Here is a 19,514-nt window from a genome sequence, read left to right as displayed (position 1 = left end):
TGTGAATGGCAAACGGCTGACGGTGGATCATGATGACTCACACGCGCCCGCGACGGAAGCCACGACGCACGCACCGCTCACGCGTCGCCCACACACCGCTCACGCACCGCTGAGACCGGTGCTACGGCACCACTGTCACGGGCCAGCGACCCGCCTTCACCAGCCGCACCGCGACGGAACCGACGATCCGGTGTCCGGCCTGCTCGGAGGCGCCCACCACCACGGCGTCGGCCTTCAGTTCGTCGGCCGCCCTGACCAGCCCGCTGTAGGGGTCGCCGCGGAAGGTGTGGAACTCCCAGCGCACGTCGAATATCCCCTTGGACCGCTCGGTCGCCTCCCGGATCTGGGCCACCAGGTCCTCGGCGATCTCGTCGGTCGTCTCCGCCACCGGCGCCCCGAGCGCCGCGCCCGACGCCAGCACCGGCTGCACGTACACCACGGCGAGCAGCGCGCGCTGCCGCCGGGCCAGACCACCTGCGTAGGCCGCCGCCCGGAGCGAGGAGTCGGAGCCGTCCACCCCGGCCACGATGACCTTCGGCCCGTCCGTGCCCCGTTCGAACTGCTGGGAGTGCTGTTCCGTCACGCGGCGAGGTTATCCGGTCGCTCGTGATCTTGGGCCGTGCGGGTGGTTCCGTGCCGCCGCACCGGTGTTGCTCAGGTGCGCCGGACCGTGGCCGGGCGACTGATGAGTCATGAAGAAGGATCAGTTGCTGACACGACGCCGCGCACTGCTGGCCGGCGCCGCGGCCGTGGGAGCGGCGGGCACGGCCGGCGCGCTCGCGGTGGCTCTGGGGGACGGACCGGCCCGGCCGGTCGCCCCCGCCCCGGGTTCCCCGGCGCACCGCCCGCTCAAGCCCTCCGCATACCGCCTTCAGCCCTTGACCGGATACGGTGCGCCACGTGCCGCGCCCGCGCGGACCCCGGTGCGCAGCGAGCCGATCCTGCGCGTGTCGGGCCGGGGCCGCACCATGCTGCTCACCTTCGACGACGGGCCCGACCCCCGCTACACCCCGGACATCCTGGACACACTGGCGAAGTACGACGTGCGCGCGACGTTCTTCGTGTGCGGCGAGATGGCGGACCACAACAGGGACCTGCTGTCCCGGATGGCCGACGAAGGGCACGTCGTCGGCAACCACACCTGGTCCCACCCGCTGCTGACCAAGCTCGGCCGGCGCCGTATCCGCTCCGAGATGGAGCGCACGAGCGAGGTCGTCGAGCAGGCCTACGGCGAGCCGCCCCGGTGGTTCCGGGCCCCGTACGGAGCGTGGAACCGCGCCGCCTTCCAACTCGGCGCCGAACTCGGCATGGAACCGCTCGCCTGGACCGTGGACACCCTCGACTGGACCACCCCCGGCACCGGCACCATCGTCGACCGGGTCGAGGACGGTGCCGCCCCCGGCGTCGTGGTGCTCTCGCACGACGCCGGGGGCGACCGCTCGCAGAGCGTCCGCGCCCTGCGCTCCTACCTGCCGGAGCTGCTGGACTCCGGCTACCACCTCACCGTCCCCCGGCGGCGCTACGTCTGACGCCCGCGACGCCCGCCCGGCCGGGGCACGCTCAGCGGATCCCGGTCATGCGGGCGAAGGCGACGACGTTCCCCTCGTATCCGTTCTGCTTCGAGAAACCGCCACCGCAGGTGATGACCCGCAATTCCGGGCTGCCCTTGGAGGCGTACACCCGGTCGCCGGGGAAATCGTCCTTCTCGAAAACCTCGATGCCGTAGATCTCGAAAACCGCCGTCTTTCCGTCCTGGCGGTGCACGTCGACCTTGTTTCCCTTTTTCAGCGCCCCGAGCCCGTAGAAGACGGCGGGACCCTGTTGGTTGTCGACATGGCCGACGACGACCGCGGTGCCCTTTTCCCCGGGGGAGACCGCGCCGGTGAACCAGCCGGCCAGATTCGGGTCCTCGGGCGGCGGCGCGCCGACCCAGCCGTCCGCGTCGAGACCGACCGGCATCATCGGCGCGTCCACCTGGATGGCGGGAATGCCGACCCGGTCGGGCACCGAGTACGGCAGTGGTGTGAGCCCCGCGGCGGCGCCGTCGCCCCCTGCGACGCGGGTGTCCGAGGCGGCGGCCGACGCCGGCTGCGGCGGGCCCACGTCGAATTCCCCCGAACCGTTCCGGATGAGCGCGAGCCCGGTCAGCAGAACAAGCGCTATCACGCCCCAGGGAGCGCGCTTCCGGGTCCGCTCCTCCTCTTCGGCCAACTCGGACGCATACATTCGCCATCCCCTCTCGACGCGGCCGTCGCCGTGTCATTCGCGCATACGAGCACGCTAAGCGCCGTGCGCCCGACCGGCGACGGGGCGGCGGCGAACGGGTGGCGCGCACGCCCTTCCATGAGCCATCCGGGATTTCCCCGGCAGGAAATTTCTGACGGTCCGTGACCTGCGGCGATATCCACTCGCGCGGCACCGGCCCGGTATGCCCCCTCACCAGGACGGACCATTCCCGAAATGCGGCTCCGCGCAGGTCAACTGAGGGTCTTTCTGGGAGGCGCTTTCTCGCCGATCGACCGGGGACGGGACCCGGGGCGTCTTCCGCGGAGGATCACATGCGTAACACTCGTGCCCTCGCGGCAGCCGGCGCCGCGGTCGCTGTCCTCGGGCTGGCCGCCCCCACGGCCACCGCCGGCGGCGACCACAACCAGCCGTCCAACATCGTCGCGCTGCCCAGTGTGATCGCCCGCGGCGGTCAGATGACCGTCACGGTCGACGGCTGCCCGCAGGGCGGCACGATGACCTCGGACGCGTTCCGGACGACCCACCTGACCCCGGTCAAGGGTGCCAACGAGACCTCCAAGGGCACCGCCACCATCAAGGAGGACGCCCGGCCGGGCTCTTACGACATCACCGTCAACTGCTCGGGCAGGCGACTGACGCGTCCGGCTGCCTTCACCGTCATCGGCGGCGTCCGCGGCGGCGTCGGCGGCAGCAGCTCCAGCGGGGCGACCCCGACCGACATCGCGATCGGCGGCGGGCTCGTCGCCGCGGCCGTCGCCGGTGGTGGCCTGTTCTGGATGCGCCGCCGGGCCGAGCGGCGGTTCTGAACCGTCCCCGTCCGCTTCGTCCGGCAGCGTACGGGCTCGCCTTCACAGGCGGGTCCGTGCGGCCCCCTTCGGACCGCGCGCCGGCGTCGCACGTCGACAGGGCTTCGCCCCGGATCCACAACGGGTCCGGGGCGAAGCCCTGTACGGCGCGTGGGGCAGCGGGATGTCAGGCGCCGTCCCCGGCGGAGCGGCGGCGCGAGAGGTGGTAGGCCGCGCCGACCGAGCCCGCGATGAGCAGGGCGCCGAGCCCGATCTCCTTCACGTCGAGCCCGGCGACGCTGCCACCCTCGCCGGCGTGCACGCCCTTGGAGGGGTGGCGGGGTTCGTGCGTGGGGTGGTCGGAGTGGTGGCCCGCGATGGTCAGGTTCACGGTGCCGGTCGTCTTGGCGCAGGCGAACGTCACCTGGTAGACCGCCCCACGTCTGGCGTCCCGGTCGACCTGTGCCGTCGCGGACGACTCGTGCCGCGGGATGGTGACCGTGTCGAACACCGCCGACGAGACCGTGACGCGGCCCCGGCAGCCGTCGGCACCGCGGCCCACCCCCAGCGTGACCTCGCCGCCCGGCGCGACCGTGGCGGGATGGACGGTGAAGCCGAACGTCGAACTGCTGCCCCCTACGGCAGCCCCGGCCGGTACGCAGGCGGAAAGGGCGGCGACGCCCAGCAGAGCGACCGAGGCGGCGGGTATCGCGCGCATGGTGAATCCTCCGGGTCCCCGAGGAGCGGCGGCGGACCTGTTCCGCTCGCGCCAGAATGCACCTCGATGCCCGAAACGCTAGGAAACCGTGCACGTAGGCGCGATCGCAGTCGCGCGAATGGGGCAAGTGTGTGGGCCGCTCAGGGGACGGTGCCGGTGTGTCGGGCGTCCCCCGGCGGGTGCCCGGTGCAGGGGCCGCCGGGGGCGCCCGTAGGTGCCCGTCCGCGTGGACGCCTCAGCCCTCGGCCCCCGGGAACAGGTTCAGGAACGGATCCGTCGACGCCGCCACGCCGCGGCTGAACGGTGCGTCGAAGTCCCAGATCAGGAAGAGCAGGAAGGCGATCAGCGCCGAGAACAGCCCGGCGAGGATCAGTTCGCGCGCCGTACGCCGGATCTGCAGGGCGAAGACCATGCCGACCGTGACGACGCCTCCTGTGACGAGCCCGAACCACACCACGCCCGGCATGGTCGCCCCGGTCGACTCCGCCCGGGCGATGCGGGCCTGGTCCGCCGCGGTCACCTGGTCGACGAGCGGCTGGTACGCCTGGGCCTCGAAGTCCGTCCTCGGCTCGTAGTCGGTGACGTCCGCGCGGACGCGGTCGAGGAGTTCGGTACCGCGTTCGGTCACCTCGCCGCGGTCGGCCATGGCCTTCCACTCGGTGGTGACGACGTGTCCGACATAGGCGTTGACATCCTCCCGGATGCGGTCACGGACGTCGGGCGGATAGACCCGGACGCGTTCCGAGATCTCGTGCAGCGCGACCGCCTCCGCCTGTACGTGGTCCTGGGCGGCGCTGCGTGCCTCCCAGACACCGGCGATGGCCAGGCCCAGGACGATGGCGTACACCACGCCGATCCACATCGTCATGTACTCGATGACGTCCGGGGTCTCGGTGATGTCCTCGTCGTCGGACGCCCGGCGGTGCCGTACGAGGGTGATGATGACGACCACGACACAGGCCGCCAGCATCGCGAGGGTGAGAACAAGCCATTCCGGCAAGAGAGGCTCCAGAAGATCAGCGCGCACGGAGCGCGGCGACGGCGACCACCGCGGGCACCGTGATGAGCAGGACGAAGACGAGCGGCGACGTGGCCCCGCGCGAGGACCGCTGCTGCGGCCGGGCGGCGCGGTAGCGGGGGTAGTGCACCGGGCTCAGCGACGGCCGCGGCGTGGGCGTGGCCGACGACGGGGCGGGCGCGGGAGGCGCGGGACGGGGCGGCGTAGGGGCGGGGCTGGGGGGCGGTGCCGGTGCGGGCCGGGCCGGCGCCGGGGGCGGCGGAGGCGGCGGCTCGGGCTTCGGGTCGGGCGGCGTCGGCCGGGGAGGCTTCGGCGCGGGGGGCGGCGGGGGAGTGGGCTCCGGCGGAGGCGGAGGTGGCGGTGGCTTGGGAGGCGGGGTGGGAGTGGGCGTCGGTGAGGGCTCGGGGCACGGCGGGAAGGTGGGCCAGGAGTCGCTCCCGGCGACGGCAACCGCGTCGGTGCCGCCCGGTCCGGTCGACGCGTACGCGCAGGCGTCGGCCTGCGCCGGGCCGACCGGTACGCCGACGAGTGTGAACGTCAGCGTCACCAGGGCCAACACCCGTCCGGCAGAAGCGGATCGGGTCGGTTCGGGTCCATGCACGACGCAGATCATGGAGCCTGCCGGGCCGGGCCACGCCCGATTACCGGACGATTGCCCCGAAGGAGGGACGCGGGCCGACCGGCGGTTTGACCAGCGCACACCTCTGCCCCCAAGGAGGCGCACGTGTGTACGGGCAGGGGTGTGGCAGGCGCGGGTCGCGGGTCGAGGCGGGTCCGCCGCTCGTCGGGCGACACCGTGGTCGTCGCCGGAGTGGTCGCCGTATTGGTCCGGCCGGGAAAGAAAACCGCGGCTCCGTTGAACACAACCGGCTGCGCCGTGCGTACCCAGTGTCGTGCGGCGGCGCAGCGGCCGCCCCAACACCTTCGTGACGATCGGGGATTGACGATGAAGACCTCCTGGCGGAGCGCCTCACTCGTGGCGAGCGCTGCGGTGGTGCTGGCGCTGACGACGGCGTGCGGCCAGGACGGCGGCGGCGCCACCGGCAGCCAGAACGTGGGCGCCACGGCCGCGCCCGGCGACGTCGGCGACATCGGAGCAGGGGCCGGGGCCGGCGACGGACTGGCGAGCGGCACCGGCGGCGCCCAGGCGTCGGCGAGCCCGCCGGAGTCCGCGGGCAAGCTGTCCGTCTCCACCAACGCGGAGATCGGCGAACTGGTGACCGACGGAGCGGGCCGCACCCTCTACCGCTTCGACGCGGACACCGCCAAGCCGCCCAAGACGACGTGCGAGAACGACTGCGCCACCGCCTGGCCGCCCGTGGCCGCCGACGACGCCCTCGCCGGCGAGGGCATCGACAAGGCGCTGCTCGGCGAGGTCACCCGCCCCGACGGCACCAAGCAGCTGACCATCGGCGGCTGGCCGGCGTACCGCTACGCCAAGGACACCGCCGCCGGTGACGTCAAGGGCCAGGGTGTCGGCGGCAAGTGGTACGCGCTGGCCGCCGACGGCAAGAAGGCCAAGGCCGAGGAGGCGCCCGGGCTCTCCACCCGCGACGACCCGAAGCTCGGCGAGATCGTCGTCGACAAGAACGGCATGACCGTCTACCGCTTCATGAAGGACGAGGCCTGGCCGAAGCCGGTGTCGGCCTGCACCGGCGCCTGCCTGGAGAAGTGGCCGGTCGTCGCGCCCGTGGAGCCCAACGACACCGAGGGCGTCGTCAAGAAGGACCTGATGACCTTCACCCGGCCCGACGGCGCCGAGCAGCAGACGGTCGACTGCTGGCCGATCTACACCTTCGCCGGTGACAAGAAGGCCGGCGACACCAACGGTCAGGGCGTCGGCGGCACCTGGTACGCCGTCTCGCCCGACGGAAAGCCGGTCGGCGCGCCGAAGAAGTAGCGGCCTCCCGCCCGCCGCCCTCGGCGCGCGACCCGCGGACCGTCCCCTCCGTACCCAGGCGGAGGGGACGGTCCCGTTCGCGCGCTTTGGTGTGCCTTGGCACGCGGCACGTGCCGCAGGCAGTGACCGGGAACGGACGGTCAATTTCCGTTTGGGCTCGCCCCTTTGGCAGGCGATCAGTAGCCTCAGCTCGAACACCGGATCGCCAATGCCCCTTGGAGAGCTAGATGGAGCGTCCCGCCTGGGCCCCTCGCAGCATCGACATCTCGGTGCCCAGCGTGTCCCGGATCTACGACTTCTACCTGGGCGGTTCGCACAACTTCGAGGTCGACCGGGAAGCGGCCCGCAGGGCCATGGAGTTCATGCCGGGCCTCCCCAAGATCATGCAGGCGAACCGGGCGTTCATGCGCCGCGCCGTGCGCTTCGCGGCCGACGAGGGCATCGACCAGTTCCTGGACATCGGCTCCGGCATCCCCACCTTCGGCAACGTCCACGAGGTGGCCGCACGCAGCCGCCCCGGCGCCCGCGTCGTGTACGTCGACCACGACCCGGTGGCGGTCGCGCACAGCGAGGCCGTCCTGGCGGGCAACGACGACGCGGACGTCGTGGCCGCCGACCTCCTCAAGCCGCGGGAGATCCTCGCCAGCCCCCAGGTGGAGCGGCTGATCGACCTGAATCGGCCGGTGGCCCTGCTGCTGGTTGCCATACTGCACTTCGTGGAAGACGCGGACGACCCGTATGCGGCGGTGGCCGAGCTGAGCGACGCGCTCGCGCCCGGCAGCCTGCTCGTGCTCACGCATGCCTCGTACGAGGGGATCCCGCTGCCCGCCGAGCGGGCCGGGGGCGCGGTGGACGTGTACAAGGACATCCGCAATCCGCTGATCATGCGTTCGCGCGAGGAGATCGCGCGGTTCTTCGAGGGGTACGACATGGTGGAACCCGGACTGGTTCCGATGCCGCGCTGGCGGCCCGACGAGGCGCCGGAGGACGAGGACCCGTATACGTTCTCCGGGTTCGCCGGCGTGGGGCGTACGGCGTGATCGCGGAACCGGACGGGCCGGAGGACAGACTGCGCCGGTTCGCGACGATCTGGAGCCGGGCGGTGTTCCCGGTGACCTCCACGTCGTCGACCCGGCCCGAGTTCGAGGAACAACTGCTGCCGCTGGCCCGCCGGCTGAGCGAGGTGCTGCGGGCGCGGAGCTTCGACGCGGACGAGGCCAGGGCGGTCGGCGCCGCGCTCGTCGACTCCCACTGCACCGACCCCGAGGCGCTCGCCCGGACGCTGGACTGCGTCGACGCCTACCTCGTGCTCTACTGCGGCGAGGACGGCGACGTCGAGGGCCTGCGGGCCCGTTCGGCACGGATGCAGCACGCCATGGCGGCCGGGTTCGCCGCCGCGCTGCGCGCCCGGACCCTCGCCGAACAGGAGGCCATCGCGCAGGCCGCCCTGCGGGCGCAAGGAGTGGTGGCCGAGGCCCTGCACGACAGCGAGGCCCGCTTCCGCGCGGTCTTCGAGGGCGCCGCCATAGGCATCGGCATCGCCGACCTGGACGGCAACGTCCTCCAGGTGAACGGGGCCCTGATGCGCATGTTCGGCATCGCCGACCCGACGCTGCGCGGCCGCAACGTCAGGGAGTGGTCGCACCCCGACGACGCGCCCCAGACCTGGCGGCTCTACGACGAACTGGTGCGCGGCGAGCGCGAGGCCTACCACCTGGAGAAGGCCTTCTACCGGCCCGACGGAACGGTCCTGTGGACCAACCTGACCGTCTCCCTGCTGCGCGACGCCGACGGCACCCCGCAGTACCAGCTCGCGCTGATGGAGGACACCACCGAACGCCGGCTGCTCAATCTGCGGCTGCGCTACGAGGCCACGCACGACGCGCTCACCGGCCTGCCCAACCGCAGCTTCTTCTTCGAACGCCTGGAGAAGGCCCTCAACGCGGGCCCGGGCCAGCGCTTCGGCCTGTGCTACCTGGACCTCGACGGCTTCAAGACCGTCAACGACAGCCTCGGCCACGCGGCCGGCGACCGGCTGCTCGTGGAGGTCGCCGACCGCCTGCAGTCCTGCGCCACCGCGCCCGGCGAGATGGTCGCCCGGCTCGGCGGCGACGAGTTCGTCGCGCTGACCACGGGCCCGGGCACCCGGGACGAGGTCGACGAACTCGCCGGGCGGATCATGAACGCGCTGCTCGCCCCGATCAGCGTCGACGGCCGCGAGCTGACCGTGCGCGGCAGCATCGGCATCGTCGAGGGCCCGGCGGGGGAGCGCAGCCCGGCGGAGGTGCTGCGCAGCGCCGACATCACCATGTACCGGGCCAAGTCGGCGGGCGGCAACCGCTACGAGCTGGCCGACCCGGAGGCCGACGCCCGCGTCATCACCCGGCACGGCCTGACGACCGCGCTGCCGGCGGCCCTGGAGCGGGGCGAGTTCTTCATCGAGTACCAGCCGCTGGTGCACCTCGGCGACGGCAGCGTGCGCGGCGCCGAGGCCCTGGTGCGCTGGCTGCACCCGCAGCACGGGGTGCTCGGCCCGGACCGGTTCATCCCGCTCGCCGAGCACACCGGACTGATCGTGCCGCTGGGCCGCTGGGTGCTGGAGCAGTCGGTGCGCCAGGCCCGCGCGTGGCGGGAGCGGTACGGCGCGACGACCGCCGCCGGCCCGCTGCGCATCAACGTCAACCTCTCGCCCTGCCAGCTCACCCACCCCGGCCTGGTCCAGGACACCGTCGACATCCTGGAGCGGACCGGCGTCGCGCCCGACGCGCTGTGCCTGGAGGTCACGGAGTCGGCGCTGATCGGTGCCGACGACGACCTGCTCAAGCCGCTGCGCCGGCTGGCCGAGATGGGCGTCGACATCGCCCTGGACGACTTCGGCACCGGCTACTCCAACCTCGCCAACCTGCGCCGCCTCCCGGTGAGCGTCCTCAAGCTCGACCGCTCCTTCACCCAGAGCATGCAGCAGTTCCCGGCCGACCCCGTCGACCTCAAGATCGTCGAGGGCATCGTCGCCCTGGCCCACAGCCTGGACCTCGCGGTCACTGTGGAGGGCGTGGAGACCGGCGCCCAGGCCGAGCAACTGCGCATACTCGGCTGCGACACGGCCCAGGGCTGGTACTACGCCCGCCCGGGGCCGCCGGAAAGACTCCACGACCTGGCCCTGGTCGACGCAACGGCGTAAATCCCCCTGCGCCCTTCCACTGGCGTGGGGGCAGCGCCCCGAAAGGGGCGCGGGGAACTGCGCGACCAGCCCCCACGCACCCGCAGCCGGCGATGGCGCCCAACCACAACGGCGCTTCCTCACCGCTCCAACAGCATCCGCTGCAACTCCCGAGCCGCCCGAGGCGGAGCCACATCGCTGCGATGGGCCAGCGCGATCGTCCGGTACAACCCCGGCCGAGCCAACGGAGTGACCCGCAGCCCCCGCCCCGACCGCGCCGCCACCATCCGGGGCACGACCGCCATGCCCAGCCCCGCCCGCACGAACCCCAGCACCGCGTCCATCTCCCCGCCCTCGACCGCGAAGTCCGGCTCGAAGCCCTCCGCGCGGCACGCGGCCACGGTCAGCTCCCGCAGGTCGTACCCGTGCCGGAACATCACCAGCCGCTCGCCCTCCAGGTCCGCGATGCGCACCGCCCGCCGCCCACCGCCCGGCCGGGGCGACTCCGGGGACGACACCACCACCAGGTCCTCCCGCAGCAACTCCACCGTGGTCAGCGCCGGCGACGCGGTGGGCAGCGGCAGCACCACCAGCGCCAGGTCGAGCGCGCCGCGCGCCAGCTCCCGCACCAGGTCGTGCGAGCCGCCCTCCTCGATCATGAGCTGGATGCCGGGGTACCGGTCGTGGAACGCGCGCAGCACGTCCGGCAGCAGCCCGGTGCACAGACTCGGCGTGGCGCCCAGCCGCACCCGCCCGCGTCGCAGCTGCACCAGCTCCAGCACCTCGTGGCGGGCCGTGTCCGCGTCGGCCAGGATGCGCCGGGCCAGCGGCAGCAGGGCCTCCCCGGCGTCGGTGAGCGTGATGTTGCCCCGCGCCCGCAGGAACAGGTCGGCGCCCAGCTCCCGCTCCAGCGCCTTGATCTGCTGGGACAGCGACGGCTGGGCCACGTGGACCGTCTCCGCGGCCCGGGTGAAGTGCCGGGTCTCGGCGACCGCCACGAAGTACTGGAGCTGCTGCAACTGCATACCGCGAGCATACGCCGTGGATAGCCACAGCCTATGGAAACGAGCCAGACCATGTCTTGGACCGATTACCCCTTCGCCCCGTAGCGTCCTGTGCCATGGCTCTGGCAACGCGGACGGACCGACGGCCGTCCCTGGCGCGCACCGTGTGGGACTCGACCGTCGGCAAGAAGACAGTGATGGCGATCAGTGGTCTCGTCATGCTGCTGTACCTGGTCGCCCACATGATCGGGAACCTGAAGATCTTCTTCGGGACGAGCGAGTTCAACGAGTACGCCCACTGGCTGCGCACGGTCGGCGAACCGTTCATGCACTACGAGTGGACGCTCTGGCTGATCCGCGTCGTGCTGGTCGTCGCCGTCGTCGCCCACGCCGTCTCCGCGTACCAGCTCAGCCGCCGCGACATCAAGGCGCGGCCCAGCAGGTACGTGCACAAGAAGCCGCGCTCCAGCTACGCGACGCGCACCATGCGCTGGGGCGGGATCATCCTGGCCCTGTTCATCGTCTGGCACATCCTGGACCTGACCACCGGCACCGTGCACCCCGGCGGCTTCGAGACGGGCAAGCCCTACCAGAACGTCGTGGACACCTTCTCCACCTGGTACGGCAACGTCGTCTACATCGTCGCGGTGCTCGCCGTCGGCATGCACATCCGGCACGGCTTCTGGAGTGCCGCCCAGACCCTCGGCGCCGGCAGCCGCACCCGCGACCGCGCCCTGAAGGCCGTCGCCAACGTCCTCGCGCTGCTGCTCACGGTCGGTTTCGTCGCCGTACCCGTGGGCGTCATGACCGGAGTGGTGAGCTGACATGACAACCTACGTCGACTACACGACCGGTGAGCCGGTCGCCGACACCAAGGCCCCCGCCGGACCCGTCAACGAACGCTGGGACACCCGCCGTTTCGAGGCCAAGCTGGTCAACCCCGCCAACCGGCGGGGGCAGACGGTCATCGTCGTCGGCACCGGGCTCGCCGGCGGCTCCGCCGGCGCGACCCTCGCCGAACAGGGCTACCGCGTCGTCCAGTTCTGCTACCAGGACTCCCCGCGCCGGGCCCACTCCATCGCCGCGCAGGGCGGCATCAACGCCGCGAAGAACTACCGCAACGACGGCGACTCCATCCACCGCCTGTTCTACGACACCGTCAAGGGCGGCGACTTCCGCTCCCGCGAGTCCAACGTGCACCGGCTCGCGCAGATCTCGGTCGAGATCATCGACCAGTGCGTGGCCCAGGGCGTGCCCTTCGCCCGCGAGTACGGGGGCCTGCTCGACACCCGCTCCTTCGGCGGCGTCCAGGTCTCCCGCACGTTCTACGCCCGCGGCCAGACGGGGCAGCAGTTGCTGCTCGGCGCCTACCAGGCCCTCAGCAGGCAGATCGCGGCCGGCAACATCGAGATGCACCCGCGCACCGAGATGCTCGACCTGATCGTCGTGGACGGCCGGGCGCGCGGCATCGTCGCCCGGGACCTGGTCACCGGGAAGATCAACACGTACTTCGCGGACGCGGTCGTCCTCGCCAGCGGTGGTTACGGCAACGTCTTCTACCTCTCCACCAACGCCATGAACTCCAACGCGACCGCCGTGTGGCGGGCGCACCGGCGCGGTGCCTACTTCGCCAACCCCTGCTTCACGCAGATCCACCCCACCTGCATCCCGCGCACCGGCGACCACCAGTCCAAGCTGACGCTGATGAGCGAGTCGCTGCGCAACGACGGCCGGATCTGGGTGCCGAAGGCCAAGGGCGACGACCGGCCGCCGAACAAGATCCCCGAGGACGAGCGCGACTACTACCTGGAGCGCATCTACCCGTCCTTCGGCAACCTGGTGCCCCGCGACATCGCCTCCCGCGCCGCCAAGAACGTCTGCGACGAGGGCCGGGGCGTCGGCCCCGGCGGCCAGGGCGTGTACCTGGACTTCGCCGACGCCATCAAGCGCATGGGCCGGGGGGCCGTCGAGGCCAAGTACGGCAACCTCTTCGACATGTACCAGCGGATCACCGACGAGGACCCGTACCAGGTACCCATGCGGATCTACCCGGCCGTGCACTACACGATGGGCGGGCTGTGGGTCGACTACGACCTCCAGACCACCGTCCCCGGCCTGTTCGCCGTCGGCGAGGCCAACTTCTCCGACCACGGTGCCAACCGGCTCGGCGCCTCCGCGCTGATGCAGGGCCTGGCCGACGGCTACTTCGTCCTCCCGGCCACCATCAACGACTACCTCGCCCGCAACCCGCACAAGGACGAGGTGGACGACGGCCACCCGGTCGTGCAGGAGGTGCTGGCCGAGACCGAGGACCGGCTCAACCTGCTCCTGTCCGTCGACGGCGACCGCACCCCCGACTCCTTCCACCGCGAACTCGGCGAGCTGATGTGGGAGTTCTGCGGCATGGCCCGTACCGACACCGGGCTGCGCAAGGCCCTGGAGCGCATCCCCCAGATCCGCGAGGAGTTCTGGCGGCGCATCAAGGTCCCCGGCACCGGCGAGGAGTTCAACCAGTCGCTGGAGAAGGCCAACCGCATCGTCGACTACCTGGAACTCGCCGAGCTGATGTGCCTCGACGCGCTGCACCGGGCCGAGTCCTGCGGCGGTCACTTCCGCGAGGAGTCCCAGACCCCCGACGGCGAGGCGGCCCGCAGGGACGACGAGTTCGGGTACGCCGCCGCCTGGGAGTTCACGGGCACGGGCGAGGCCCCGGCCCTGCACAAGGAAGACCTGGTCTTCGAGTACGTCCACCCCACTCAGCGGAGCTACGCATGAAGCTCACCCTGCGCGTCTGGCGGCAGAAGAACGCCGACGCCGACGGCGCCATGTCCACGTACGAGGTGGACGGCATCTCCCGCGACATGTCCTTCCTGGAGATGCTCGACACCCTCAACGAGGAGCTCATCCTCAAGGGCGAGGACCCGGTCGCCTTCGACCACGACTGCCGCGAGGGCATCTGCGGCGCCTGCTCGCTGGTCATCAACGGCGACGCCCACGGCCCCGAGCGCACCACCACCTGCCAGCTGCACATGCGGTCCTTCCAGGACGGCGACACCATCGACATCGAGCCGTGGCGGGCATCCGCCTTTCCGGTCGTGAAGGACCTGGTCGTCGACCGCTCGGCCTTCGACCGGATCATCCAGGCCGGCGGCTACATCAGCGCGCCGACCGGTGCCGCGCCGGAAGCCCACGCGGCCCCGGTGCCCAAGCCGGACGCCGACTTCGCCTTCGAGCACGCCGAGTGCATCGGCTGCGGCGCCTGCGTGGCGGCCTGCCCGAACGGGGCGGCGATGCTCTTCACGTCCGCGAAGGTGAATCACCTGAACGTCCTGCCGCAGGGGGCGCCCGAGCGGGAGACCCGGGTGCTGGACATGGTCGCGCAGATGGACGACGAGGGCTTCGGCGGCTGCACCCTCGCCGGCGAGTGCGCGACGGCGTGCCCCAAGGGCATCCCGCTCTTCTCCATCACCAGCATGAACAAGGAATGGCTGCGGGCCACGCGCAAGGTGGCGAAGCGCTAGCGCGGGCCCGACCGAACGTTCGCCGAAGGGTGCGGACGGACGGGGCCGGGGGAGGTGCTCCTCCCGGCCCCGTCTCGCTTTCGCCCCTGGCATTCAACAGCCCAACATCCACTCTCCCGGCCCAGGTCACGCACCGGCCAACCGGCAGCGGAAGAACAGGTGCGGCGGACCGTACACCGTCGGCCCGCCGTCGCCGCCCCTGCCCGTGACCAGGAGAGTGCTATGACCGGCGTACTGACCGCAGACCGCCCCCCGAAGCCCGCCGCACCCCACCGCTACACCGTCGCCCTCGCCCGCGACGAGGAGGACGTGCGGGCCGCGCAGCGCCTGCGGCACGACGTCTTCGCCGGGGAGCTGGGCGCCCTGCTGGCGAGCCCGCAGCCCGGGCACGACGTCGATCCCTTCGACGCCTACTGCGATCACCTGCTGGTGCGGGAGGAGACGACCGGGCAGGTCGTCGGCACCTACCGGCTGCTGCCGCCGGAGCGCGCGGCGGTCGCCGGGCGGCTGTACGCGGAGAGCGAGTTCGACCTCGCGGCGCTGGACGCGATCCGCCCCGGGCTCGTCGAGGTCGGCCGCTCCTGTGTGCACCCCGACCACCGCGACGGTGCCGTCATCGGGCTCATCTGGGCCGGCATAGCCCGCTACATGACCGACCACGGCCACGAGTGGCTGGCGGGCTGCTGCTCGATCCCGCTCGCCGACGGCGGCACCCTGGCCGCGGGCACCTGGAACCGGGTGCGGGCCAAGCACCTGGCGCCCGAGGAGTTCCGGGTACGGCCGCTGCTCCCGTGGACCCCGCGCAGCGCGGCGCCCGCCGCCCGCACCGAACTGCCGGCCCTGCTGCGCGGCTACCTCCGCCTCGGTGCCTGGGTCTGCGGGGAACCCGCGCACGACGTGGACTTCGGCGTCGCCGACCTCTACGTGCTGCTGCCGATGAGCCGGGTCGACCCGCGCTATCTGCGGCACTTCCTCTCGCTCGTCCCGGCCTGATGGGCGCCTGGCTGCCCGCCGCGCCCTGCACCCCGGGGGCATGCGTGGAGCCGTCCCGGGCCGTGGCAGCCGTACCGCGCGCCGTGCTGCGGCTGACCGCGGTCGCCGTTCTGCTGCTGGCCGGGATCGCGATCGTGCTGACACCGCTCGGCAGACAGGTACCCGCGGCGGTGGTGCGACGCTGGTGCCGGTGGATCGTGCGGGCCGCCGGCGTCCGGGTCCGCGTCACCGGCGCCGCCGCGCCCGCCGGCGGGCTGCTCCTCGTCGCCAACCACGTTTCCTGGCTCGACATCCCGCTGCTCGCCGTCGTGCGCCCCGCGCGGATGCTGGCCAAGAGCGAGATCCGGCGCTGGCCGGTGGCGGGGTCCCTCGCCGCGCGCGGCGGGGTTCTGTTCATCGAGCGGAACCGGCTGCGGGCCCTGCCGGACACGGTCGCCGTGCTCGCGCGGGCCCTGCGTGCGGGTGCCGCCGTCGCCGCCTTTCCCGAGGGCAGCACCTGGTGCGGACGCGCTCAGGGGCCCTTCCGCCGGGCCGTCTTCCAGGCCGCCCTGGACGCCGGGGTGCCCGTCCAGCCGGTCCGTATCCGGTACCGGGCCGGGGAGCGGGCGGTGAGCACGGCGCCCGCGTTCGTCGGGGAGGACACCCTGCTCGCCTCCCTGTGGCGGGTGGCGTCGGCGCGCGGGCTGACCGCGGAGGTGGAGGTACGGCCGGTCATCGGACCGGGCGGCCACGCCGACCGCCGCTCGCTCGCCCACGCCGCCCAGGGGAAAGCACCTTCGAAAAGTATGTGGCATTTGTGACGTATGATCCGTTTTCGTACCTCTGATACGGACATTCGGAAGGCAGGCACTCCGGAAGGAGGGTGATGCCAGATGATCACCCGTGAAGAGATCGCCAACGTCCTGGACCATCCGGTCTACGATGGTGACGGCAACAAGATCGGCGACGCCAAGCACGTCTTCTTCGACGACATGACCGGTCGCCCCGAGTGGGTGAGCGTGAAGACGGGAATGCTCGGTTCCAACGAGTCCTTCGTGCCCATCCGCGACGCCGCGCTGGTGCAGGACCACCTTGAGGTCCCTTACCGCAAGGACATGGTCAAGGGCGCCCCCAGCGTGGACGTCGACGCGGGCGGACATCTGTCGGAGACCGAGGAGCACCGGCTCTACGACTACTACGGCATCAACTGGGACAGCGTGCTCTCCGAGGCCGAGCGGACCGACGACGGCCGCTGGGCCGCGGGGCCGGGCCCGGCCGGGACGGCCGGAGCCGCCGGAGCCGGCGGGGTGGCCGGCGCGGCCGGTGCGGCCGGCATGGCCGGCAGGCAGGACGCGGCGGACCGGACGGGCATGCGCGGCGACGACGCCATGACCCGCTCCGAGGAGCAGATGCACGTCGGCGTCGAACGGCGCGAGAGCGGCCGGGCCCGGCTGCGCAAGTACGTGGTCACGGAGGAGGTCCAGCAGACCGTTCCGGTGACCCACGAGGAAGTGCGGGTGGAGCGCGAGCCCATCACGGACGCCAACCGCGGCGAGGCGCTCTCCGGTCCGGAGATCAGCGAGGACGAGCACGAGGTCACGCTGCACGAGGAACGCCCCGTCGTGGAGACCGAGACGGTGCCGGTGGAGCGCGTCCGGATGACCACCGAGGAGCACACCGAGAACGAGACCGTGCGGGGCCGGGTCCGCAAGGAGCGGATCGAGGCCGAGACGGAGGAGTACACCGACGACGACCTGCGCAAGGGCCGCGAGTAGCCGCCCTGGGCCGTCACCAGGAGGGCCCGCGCCGGTGAAGCGCCTTCACCGGCGCGTCCCGCCGTCCACGGCGCCGTCCAGGGCCCTGGCCAGATACGGCGCGGTGGCACTCCCGCTCGCCCGCGCCACCTCGGCCGGCGACCCCGCGGCGACGATCCGGCCGCCCGCCTCGCCGCCGCCCGGCCCCAGGTCGATCACCCGGTCGGCGCCCGCGACCACGGCCATGTCGTGCTCGACGACGACCACCGTGTGCCCGGCGTCCACCAGGCCGTGCAACTGGCGCATCAGCACCTCGACATCGGCCGGATGCAGACCGGTCGTCGGCTCGTCGAGGAGATACAGGGTGTGCCGGCGGCGCCCGCGCTGCAACTCGCTCGCCAGCTTGATGCGCTGCGCCTCGCCGCCGGACAGCTCGGTCGCCGGCTGGCCGAGCCGCAGATAGCCCAGCCCGACATCGAGCAGCGCGGCCAGGCTGCGCGCCACCGCGGGCGTGTCCGTGAAGAACTCCGCCGCCTCCTCCACCGTCAGGTCCAGCACACCGGCGATGTTCCGTCCCCGGTACGCCACTTCGAGCGTCTTTGGGTTGTACCGCGCCCCGCCGCAGTCCGGGCACGGCGCGTACGTACTCGGCAGGAACAGCAGCTCGACGCTGACGAACCCCTCGCCCTGGCAGGTCTCGCAGCGCCCACCGGGCACGTTGAAGGAGAAGCGGCCGACGCCGTAACCCCTCTTCCGCGCCTCGTCGGTGGCCGCGAACACCTTGCGCACGACGTCGAAGAGGCCCGTGTACGTGGCCAGGTTGGAGCGCGGGGTGCGTCCGATCGGCCGCTGGTCGACGGAGACCAGGCGACCCACGCCCGGCAGGTCCTCGGTGATCTCGCCGACCAGCGTCGACTTCCCCGAGCCGGACACGCCCGTCACCGCGGTGAGCACACCGAGCGGGAACTCGGCCGTCACCCCGCGCAGGTTGTGCCGGGTGACCGGACCGACCGTCAGCGTGCCCCGCGGGGTCCGGGCCGCACGGACCGGAGCGGGGGAGCGGTCGAAGAGGTGGCGGGCCGTGGCGGACTCCCCGACATCGGCCAGCCCCGGGACGGGGCCGCTGTACAGCACCCGCCCGCCGTGCTCGCCCGCCCGCGGGCCCACGTCCACGATCCAGTCGGCACCGCGCATCACGCCGAGGTGGTGCTCCACCACGAACACCGAGTTGCCGGCCGTCTTCAGCCGTTCCAGCACCGTCAGCAGCGCCTCGGTGTCCGCCGGGTGCAGTCCCGCGGACGGCTCGTCCAGGACGTACACGACCCCGAACAGCCCGGAGCGCAGCTGTGTCGCCAGCCGCAGCCGCTGCAGCTCGCCCGCCGACAGGGTGGGCGTCGGGCGGTCGAGGCTCAGGTAGCCGAGCCCCAGCTCGACCACGGGCGCGATGCGGGAGGTGAGGTCCCCGGTGAGCACCCGGGCCGTCTCGCCGCCGGTCGGCAGCGCGTCCACCAGTTCCGTGAGCGGGAGTGCGGCCAGCTCGGCGATGGTGCGCCCGCCGACGGTCACGGCCATGGCCTCGGGCCGCAGCCTGCCGCCGCCGCAGACCGGGCAGGGCGCACTGGTGAGGAAGCGCTCCGCCTTCGCCCGCAGCGTCGCGCTCCTGGAGTCCGAGAACGTCTTCATCACATACCGTCGGGCGCTCATGTACGTGCCCTGGTACGGCCGCTGGATGCGGCCCGCGTCCCGCACGGGGTGCACCGTGACCACCGGCTGCTCGTCCGTGAACAGGATCCACTCCCGCTGCCCGGCCGGCAGCTCGCGCCAGGGACGGTCCACGTCGTACCCCAGCGCGTCGAGGACGTCCCGCAGGTTCTTGCCCTGCCAGGCGCCCGGCCACGCCGCGATCGCGCCGTCCCGGATCGAGCGGGACGGGTCCGGAACCAGCAGCTCCTCGGTGGTGCGGTGCACCCGGCCGAGCCCGTGGCACTCCGGGCAGGCCCCCGCCGCCGTGTTCGGCGAGAAGGCGTCGGAGTCGAGCCGCGGGGCGCCGGGCGGATGGTCGCCGGCGCGGGAGAACAGCATCCGCAGGGAGTTGGAGAGGTTGGTGACCGTGCCGACCGAGGAGCGGGACGTGGGCGCCGAGCGGCGCTGCTGGAGCGACACGGCGGGCGGCAGCCCGGTGATCTCGCCGACCTCCGGGGCGCCGACCTGGTGGATCAGCCTCCGGGCGTACGGCGCGACCGACTCGAAGTAACGCCGCTGCGCCTCCGCGTAGACCGTCCCGAACGCGAGCGACGACTTCCCCGACCCCGACACACCGGTGAACACGGCCACCACGTCCCGGGGAATGTCCACGTCCACGCTCTTGAGGTTGTGCTCACGGGCGTCGCGCACCCGGACGTACGGGTCGTGGGGGCTGTGCATCGCGGGGAACT

General features: G+C 72.3%; 18 protein-coding genes. 11 read left to right on the top strand and 7 right to left on the bottom strand.

Annotated elements, in window-relative coordinates:
• Positions 1-121: 121 nt before the first annotated feature.
• Positions 122-583, bottom strand: a complete 462-nt coding sequence (locus RI578_RS04365) for a universal stress protein (RefSeq protein ID WP_310869812.1) — start codon at positions 581-583, stop codon at positions 122-124.
• A 109-nt stretch (positions 584-692) separates the two neighbouring features.
• Between RI578_RS04365 and RI578_RS04360 the strand changes: the two genes are divergently transcribed.
• Positions 693-1,529, top strand: coding sequence for a polysaccharide deacetylase family protein (locus RI578_RS04360; protein WP_310869811.1), 837 nt, complete (start codon positions 693-695; stop codon positions 1,527-1,529).
• 31 nt (positions 1,530-1,560) lie between these two features.
• Here RI578_RS04360 and RI578_RS04355 read toward each other — a convergent pair whose 3' ends face one another.
• On the bottom strand, positions 1,561-2,226 hold the full coding sequence (locus tag RI578_RS04355) for a class F sortase (protein WP_310869810.1): 666 nt from the start codon (positions 2,224-2,226) through the stop codon (positions 1,561-1,563).
• Positions 2,227-2,558: 332 nt separating this feature from the next.
• On the opposite strand from RI578_RS04355, the gene RI578_RS04350 reads away from it, so the two are divergent.
• On the top strand, positions 2,559-3,053 hold the full coding sequence (locus RI578_RS04350) for a hypothetical protein (protein WP_310869809.1): 495 nt from the start codon (positions 2,559-2,561) through the stop codon (positions 3,051-3,053).
• 166 nt (positions 3,054-3,219) lie between these two features.
• Here RI578_RS04350 and RI578_RS04345 read toward each other — a convergent pair whose 3' ends face one another.
• The 3 genes from RI578_RS04345 to RI578_RS04335 all read right to left on the bottom strand — a co-directional run bounded on the left by RI578_RS04345 (position 3,220) and on the right by RI578_RS04335 (position 4,898).
• Positions 3,220-3,750, bottom strand: coding sequence for a hypothetical protein (locus RI578_RS04345; protein ID WP_310869808.1), 531 nt, complete (start codon positions 3,748-3,750; stop codon positions 3,220-3,222).
• A 235-nt stretch (positions 3,751-3,985) separates the two neighbouring features.
• On the bottom strand, positions 3,986-4,750 hold the full coding sequence (locus RI578_RS04340; protein ID WP_310869807.1) for a hypothetical protein: 765 nt from the start codon (positions 4,748-4,750) through the stop codon (positions 3,986-3,988).
• 16 nt (positions 4,751-4,766) lie between these two features.
• Positions 4,767-4,898 (bottom strand): hypothetical protein, encoded by a 132-nt coding sequence (locus RI578_RS04335; RefSeq protein ID WP_019330432.1) that lies wholly within the window; start codon positions 4,896-4,898, stop codon positions 4,767-4,769.
• Positions 4,899-5,714: 816 nt separating this feature from the next.
• Here RI578_RS04335 and RI578_RS04330 point away from each other — a divergent pair.
• The 3 genes from RI578_RS04330 to rmdA all read left to right on the top strand — a co-directional run bounded on the left by RI578_RS04330 (position 5,715) and on the right by rmdA (position 9,849).
• Positions 5,715-6,668: an SCO0930 family lipoprotein gene (locus RI578_RS04330; RefSeq protein ID WP_310875659.1), complete on the top strand. Its 954-nt coding sequence runs from the start codon at positions 5,715-5,717 to the stop codon at positions 6,666-6,668.
• A 227-nt stretch (positions 6,669-6,895) separates the two neighbouring features.
• On the top strand, positions 6,896-7,708 hold the full coding sequence (locus tag RI578_RS04325; RefSeq protein WP_310869806.1) for an SAM-dependent methyltransferase: 813 nt from the start codon (positions 6,896-6,898) through the stop codon (positions 7,706-7,708).
• Positions 7,705-9,849: a cyclic Di-GMP phosphodiesterase RmdA gene (gene rmdA / locus RI578_RS04320; RefSeq protein WP_310869805.1), complete on the top strand. Its 2,145-nt coding sequence runs from the start codon at positions 7,705-7,707 to the stop codon at positions 9,847-9,849. The genes RI578_RS04325 and rmdA overlap by 4 nt, the downstream gene beginning before the upstream one ends.
• Before the next feature lie 119 nt (positions 9,850-9,968).
• Here the strand turns inward: rmdA and RI578_RS04315 are convergent, their stop codons facing one another.
• Entirely contained in the window at positions 9,969-10,853 is an 885-nt protein-coding gene (locus RI578_RS04315) for a LysR substrate-binding domain-containing protein (protein ID WP_310869804.1), read from the bottom strand.
• A 131-nt stretch (positions 10,854-10,984) separates the two neighbouring features.
• Between RI578_RS04315 and RI578_RS04310 the strand changes: the two genes are divergently transcribed.
• The 6 genes from RI578_RS04310 to RI578_RS04285 all read left to right on the top strand — a co-directional run bounded on the left by RI578_RS04310 (position 10,985) and on the right by RI578_RS04285 (position 17,100).
• Positions 10,985-11,656, top strand: a complete 672-nt coding sequence (locus tag RI578_RS04310; RefSeq protein ID WP_310875658.1) for a succinate dehydrogenase — start codon at positions 10,985-10,987, stop codon at positions 11,654-11,656.
• A 1-nt stretch (position 11,657) separates the two neighbouring features.
• Complete coding sequence (locus RI578_RS04305; protein WP_310869803.1) at positions 11,658-13,607, top strand: fumarate reductase/succinate dehydrogenase flavoprotein subunit; 1,950 nt, start codon at positions 11,658-11,660, stop codon at positions 13,605-13,607.
• Positions 13,604-14,353 carry a succinate dehydrogenase/fumarate reductase iron-sulfur subunit gene (locus tag RI578_RS04300; protein ID WP_310869802.1) on the top strand — a complete coding sequence of 250 codons (750 nt, stop codon included), beginning with the start codon at positions 13,604-13,606 and terminating at the stop codon, positions 14,351-14,353. Before RI578_RS04305 ends, RI578_RS04300 begins: the two co-directional genes overlap by 4 nt.
• 222 nt (positions 14,354-14,575) lie before the next feature.
• Positions 14,576-15,346, top strand: coding sequence for a GNAT family N-acyltransferase (locus tag RI578_RS04295; RefSeq protein ID WP_310869801.1), 771 nt, complete (start codon positions 14,576-14,578; stop codon positions 15,344-15,346).
• A complete protein-coding gene (locus RI578_RS04290) occupies positions 15,346-16,146 on the top strand; it encodes a lysophospholipid acyltransferase family protein (RefSeq protein WP_310869800.1) in 801 nt (266 codons plus the stop codon). The genes RI578_RS04295 and RI578_RS04290 overlap by 1 nt, the downstream gene beginning before the upstream one ends.
• Before the next feature lie 72 nt (positions 16,147-16,218).
• The gene (locus RI578_RS04285; RefSeq protein ID WP_310869799.1) at positions 16,219-17,100 is read left to right on the top strand and encodes a PRC and DUF2382 domain-containing protein; all 882 of its coding nucleotides are present in this window, start codon (positions 16,219-16,221) and stop codon (positions 17,098-17,100) included.
• A gap of 45 nt (positions 17,101-17,145) precedes the next feature.
• On the opposite strand, the gene RI578_RS04280 is transcribed toward RI578_RS04285, so the two are convergent.
• A complete protein-coding gene (locus RI578_RS04280) occupies positions 17,146-19,503 on the bottom strand; it encodes an excinuclease ABC subunit UvrA (RefSeq protein ID WP_310869798.1) in 2,358 nt (785 codons plus the stop codon).
• Positions 19,504-19,514 lie beyond the last annotated feature (11 nt).

Origin of the sequence: Streptomyces sp. BB1-1-1, from assembly GCF_031597775.1 — a bacterium.
In the GTDB taxonomy this organism is placed as follows: Bacteria; Actinomycetota; Actinomycetes; order Streptomycetales; family Streptomycetaceae; genus Streptomyces; species Streptomyces thinghirensis.
The sequence above is the reverse complement of the archived record's forward strand: the minus strand, read 5'-3'. Positions and strand labels throughout refer to the sequence as shown.